The sequence below is a fragment of the Variovorax paradoxus genome (assembly GCF_000834655.1).
In the GTDB taxonomy this organism is placed as follows: Bacteria; Pseudomonadota; Gammaproteobacteria; order Burkholderiales; family Burkholderiaceae_C; genus Variovorax; species Variovorax paradoxus_F.
Window position 1 is genome coordinate 1 of the sequence record NZ_JXQQ01000082.1, and the last position, 4,493, is coordinate 4,493.

Sequence of the window (4,493 nt, forward strand, 5' to 3'; positions counted from 1 at the left end):
TGTCGCGTGCGGGAGGCCGGCTCCTACAGGCAGGCCTGCCGCACCCCGACACAGGCGGTTTTTCGGGCCTCCTACGGTGACTTCAGGGCTGGCGGCAAGGTAGCCCAACGTTCTCCATTCATCACTCCATCGAGACAAGCAAAGGAACAGATCATGACCAAGCACACGACCATTTTTCGAAGCACGGCGCTCGCCGTGCTGATGGCTGCGGCCGGCAGCGCCATGGCCCAGGCCACGTCCATTCCCGCCCAGCCCGACCCGTCGGTGGGCGGCCAAGCCAGCACGATGACCCCGGCCGGCGTGGCCAATCCGCCGCAGCGCCCCGACAATTCGATGCCCGCTTCCCGCGAGGCCGTGAAGGCCGAGGCGCGCGTGCAGAACCGAAACAACGCCAACAGCATGGTGCCCAAGGGCGAGGCCACGACCACGATCAACCACCAGCCCAACGCCATGCCGCAGCCGACCGGCGAGATGTCGCGTGCTGAAGTCAGCCAGCAGGCGCGCAAGGTGAAGCCGCGCTTCGGCGAGAAGGGCGAACGCCCTGACGTGCCGACCAACCCGACCGACAAGACCGGTACGCCGAAGTAACCCGGTCAGCGGCCTCCGGGGCCTGAAACGAAAGAGCCCGCAGCGCCTTGTGCGCTGCGGGCTCTTTTCATGCACCACCGTCACCGGTGGCGGCTTGCTCAGCTCTTGACGGGCGCCGCGTTGTGCTGGCCGTCATGGCCGCGGTGGAATCGATGGCCGTGGCCACCGGCGTGCACCGTTTCAGCGTCGAAGGTCTTCTGCTGCTCGGGGGTCAGCGCGGCATAGAAGGTCTTCGTGGCTTCGGCGCGCTTGGCGAACATCGCGCTGCGCTCGGCCTGGCGGGTCTGCATGCGTTCCAGGCGCTGGGGCGTGGTCAGCTTGGCGAACTCGGCGCGGTCCATGCGCTGCGGGCGGGCACCGGCCGGCGGCTGGTTGGCCGTGGTGTAGGTGGTCCATGCGCCTTCCTGGGCGGCAGTCAGCTTGAGCTTGTCCTTCAGCGCAGCCAGGCGCTTGGCGCGGTGCTCCTTCATGCGCTCCATGCGCTGGGCGGGGTCCATGCGCTTGTGCTGCGCCTTGGGGGCTGCGGTGGTGTCGGCCTGCGCCACGGAGGCGGCAGGTGCCGGCGTGGTGGTTGCGGCCGGCGCTTGAGCGAAGGCACCGGAAGAGGCGAGGGCGGCCGAGCCGAGGAGGCTCGCCCAGACGATGCGTTGGCGAAGAGAAATCATGAGAAGTGCTTCCTTTCGAAGAAGCCCGCCGCCGATGGGCAGCAGGTGAGGGCAAGTGTGGAAGACCTCTGTATCGCCACCGTTAGCCTGAAGTGAGCTTGCGTAAAGAATGATGAATGGCGCCGGTGGCAGCGCGCATTCGCGTGACTTATTTGGGCCGCGGCCGCTTCAGGCCCCGGTCGGGCGGCTGCAGCTTGCCCGCGCGCAACTCGCCGACCGCACGGGCGACGGCACGCGCCACGTTGCGCACCTCTTCCTGCGCGTCGTTATCGGCGTCGAGCGTTTCGTGGCTGGTGGCATAGGGCTCGTAGTAGCCGATGTAGCGGTCCAGGCGCGCCTGCGTGCCGGCATCGATCAGGCCCATCCAGTCGAGCCAGTCGGTGAGGTTGCGGCGCAGGCTTTCGACCCCGGCCACGTCGCCGTGCACCACCACGCCGTAGGCGCGGCCATCCAGGTGCTTGGGATAGCCCCAGCCCTCGAGTTCGAGGGCCTTGGCTTCCTCGGGCTTCTTGCCGTGCGTGCTCGTCGGGTCGGGGTTGCCGCCGTCGGCGCATACGAGGCGGTCGATCATGAGCTTGAGCGGGCTGGTGGCCTGGTACCAGTGCGTGGGCGTGAGCAGGATCACGCCATGCGCGGCGACCCAGCGCTCGTAGATCTCGTTCATCCAGTCGCCGGTCTGGCGCAGCGAATGGTTGGGGTAGCAGCTGCAGGGCCAGTGGCACAGCGGCATCGCGGTGGAGACGCAACCCTTGCAGGGGTGGATCTGCCGCCCGTACTCCGAAGTGACCAGGCTCAGGTCGAGCATGTCGGCTTCGATGCCGGCGCCTTCGAGCACCTCTTGCGCGAGCCCCGCGAGGCGCCATGTCTTGGAGACCTCGCCGGGGCAGGTGCCGTCGTTGCGCGGAGAGCCATTGATCACCAGCACGCGCGACCGCGTCTGCGGCTGGCCCCACGCCGCCTGCGCGGCGTCGATGCGCGCCTTGGCTTCGAGCCAGTCGACCGAGAGGTCGTAGCCGGGGTCCGCATAGCCGGGCCCGGCCTTGCGCGTGACGGGCGCCTTGCGGCCTTCCTGGTAGGCCTCCCATGCGATCAACTCGATGCGATGGAGCGACTCGGCCTCGGTCTTGAAGGCAGGGTCCTGGAAAGGCTGCATGAAGCGGTCATGGAACTGGGCGCGCTGCAGCGTGTCGGGCGCCTGTCCTTTTCGGATCGTGGAGGGCATGGGCGCAATCTATGCGCCGCCTGCCGCGGTGCAGCCTGCACCGCGATGCCGACTTTCGGTAGGCCCGCGACTACAGGCAGGCTCAGCCGAGCTGGCCGTTCTGGAAGTCGTGCACGGCCTGCTTCACTTCTTCCTGCGTGTTCATCACGAAAGGTCCGTATTGCGCGATGGGTTCGTGCAGCGGGCGGCCTGCGATCAGCAACGCGCGCGCCGGGCTGTGGTTGGTGGCGCCGGCACGCAGCACCACGCCGTCGCTGCCCGCGTCGTTGGCGAGGATGGCCATGCGACGCGTCGGCACTTCGCTCCCCGCGATCCAGAGCGATTCGCGGAACACGTAGACCAGCGCGTTGTGGTCCGCGGGCAGCGGCTGCGCGAACTCGGCGCCCGGCGGCAGCGTGATGTCCAGGTAGAGCGGCTCGGTGTGCGCCCGCAGCACCGCGCCGTCGATGCCGTGGCTGGTGCCGGCGATCACGCGCACGTGCACGCCGTCGGCGGTGGTGTATTCGGGGATCTCTTCGCTCTGGATGTCGCGGTACCAGGGGTCGCGCATCTTGTCCTTGGCGGGGAGGTTGAGCCAGAGCTGAAAGCCCTCCATGAGGCCCTCTTCCTGCTCGGGCAGTTCGCTGTGCACGAGGCCGCGGCCGGCGGTCATCCACTGCACGCCGCCGTTCTGGAGCAGCCCTTCGTGGCCCGCGCTGTCGCGGTGGCGCATGCGGCCCGCGATCATGTAGGTGACGGTTTCGAAGCCCCGGTGCGGATGGTTCGGAAACCCGCCGATGTAGTCGCCCGGATTGTCGCTGCCGAAGGCGTCGAGCATCAGGTACGGATCGAGCCGCTTCTGCAGCGGCTGCTGCAGCACGCGGGTGAGCTTGACGCCGTCGCCGTCGCTGGTGGAAACCCCGGCCACGATGTGGTCCAGGCCGCGCGGCGCGGTGACGGGTTGGGTGGGGTGGTTGGCATTCTTCTTCATGCGGCCCATCGTGTCACTAACGCCCTGACCGCGCCACCGGTGGGGATGACCTGATCCGTGTCAGCCGGCAGCCTTGGGGCGAGCCCTCAAGCGGGCCACTGCTGGCGCTGCCAGTAGCGGTATTGCCAGTGCGTCGTGAAACCGGCGCGCCGGTAGAGCGACAGCGCCGGATGGTTCTGCGCATCGACCTGCAGGAACACGCGTTCGAAGCCCGCCGTCAGCGCCGCTTGCGCAAGCCCCGCCAGCACACGCCCCGCCAGCCCCCGGCCGCGGTGCGCCTTGTCGGTGCGCATGCCGTGCACGCTGGCCCAGCCATGCCCGAAGGCCATGGCGCCGGCGGCCACGGTGCGCCCGTTCTCGCGCACGCTCGCATAGAGCGAGCCCCTGGCGCGGGCCAGCGAGCGCACGCGATGGGCGCCGTCCACCGGATCGAACCCCTCGCCCAGAAACAGCGCGGCCCAGGCATCGTCGGGTGCGCGGTCGACGTCGGCCATCGAACCGGCGCCGGTCGGCACCTGCCGCAGCTGCAGCATCTGCCGCGCCGTTCCGATCTGCACGCAGGTGGGGCTGTCCTCGATGTAGTGCCGGCGCTCCAGCTCGGCGCGCAAGCCGTCGAAGCAGCCGGCATCGGCCAGCCGCAGCGCAGGCACAACCTGGCGGCTGTCGTAGCGGTCCTCGATGCGGTCCAGCGTGGCCGGCTCCACCCCGCCGCGGTGCAGCGGAACCGCCGACCTGGCGCGCTTGACGGTCCCGCCATCGAACGGCAGCAGCCAGCCGTCGAGTTCCTCGCAGGCCTCGGGCGACACCGCGGCGACGGTGGCGCGTTCGATGGCTTCGATGTCGGCAATGCTCTGCGCTGCGCTCATGGTGTGTTGGCCTCCGGTGCGGCGTACTTGGCCGCTGCCACGCTCTTGAGCAGCGTTTCGCGCTGGTTGCGGCTGATGCCGCGCACGCTTTCCGCAACCCACTTGGTGCGGTCCGCGTCGATGCGCCCGTCGCGCCGCCATTGCTCGAGCACGGCCTGCGGCTTGTGCAGCATGGCGGCGAG

General features: G+C 69.1%; 5 protein-coding genes and 1 pseudogene. 1 reads left to right on the top strand and 5 read right to left on the bottom strand.

The features are described 5' to 3' along the window. Positions 1 to 153: 153 nt before the first annotated feature. Positions 154 to 588, top strand: a complete 435-nt coding sequence (locus RT97_RS26285; protein WP_042581805.1) for a hypothetical protein — start codon at positions 154 to 156, stop codon at positions 586 to 588. A 98-nt stretch (positions 589 to 686) separates the two neighbouring features. Here RT97_RS26285 and RT97_RS26290 read toward each other — a convergent pair whose 3' ends face one another. The 5 genes and pseudogenes from RT97_RS26290 to RT97_RS32780 all read right to left on the bottom strand — a co-directional run. Next, positions 687 to 1,253, bottom strand: coding sequence for a Spy/CpxP family protein refolding chaperone (locus tag RT97_RS26290; protein ID WP_042581806.1), 567 nt, complete (start codon positions 1,251 to 1,253; stop codon positions 687 to 689). Between the two features lie 148 nt (positions 1,254 to 1,401). After that, complete coding sequence (locus RT97_RS26295) at positions 1,402 to 2,475, bottom strand: flavodoxin family protein (protein WP_042581807.1); 1,074 nt, start codon at positions 2,473 to 2,475, stop codon at positions 1,402 to 1,404. An 82-nt stretch (positions 2,476 to 2,557) separates the two neighbouring features. Continuing rightward, complete coding sequence (locus RT97_RS26300) at positions 2,558 to 3,454, bottom strand: pirin family protein (RefSeq protein WP_042581808.1); 897 nt, start codon at positions 3,452 to 3,454, stop codon at positions 2,558 to 2,560. 77 nt (positions 3,455 to 3,531) lie between these two features. Further along, entirely contained in the window at positions 3,532 to 4,311 is a 780-nt protein-coding gene (locus RT97_RS26305) for a GNAT family N-acetyltransferase (RefSeq protein ID WP_172672254.1), read from the bottom strand. Then, a pseudogene (locus tag RT97_RS32780) lies at positions 4,308 to 4,493 on the bottom strand (biosynthetic peptidoglycan transglycosylase); the annotation flags it as partial. The pseudogene RT97_RS32780 and the gene RT97_RS26305, both read right to left, overlap by 4 nt.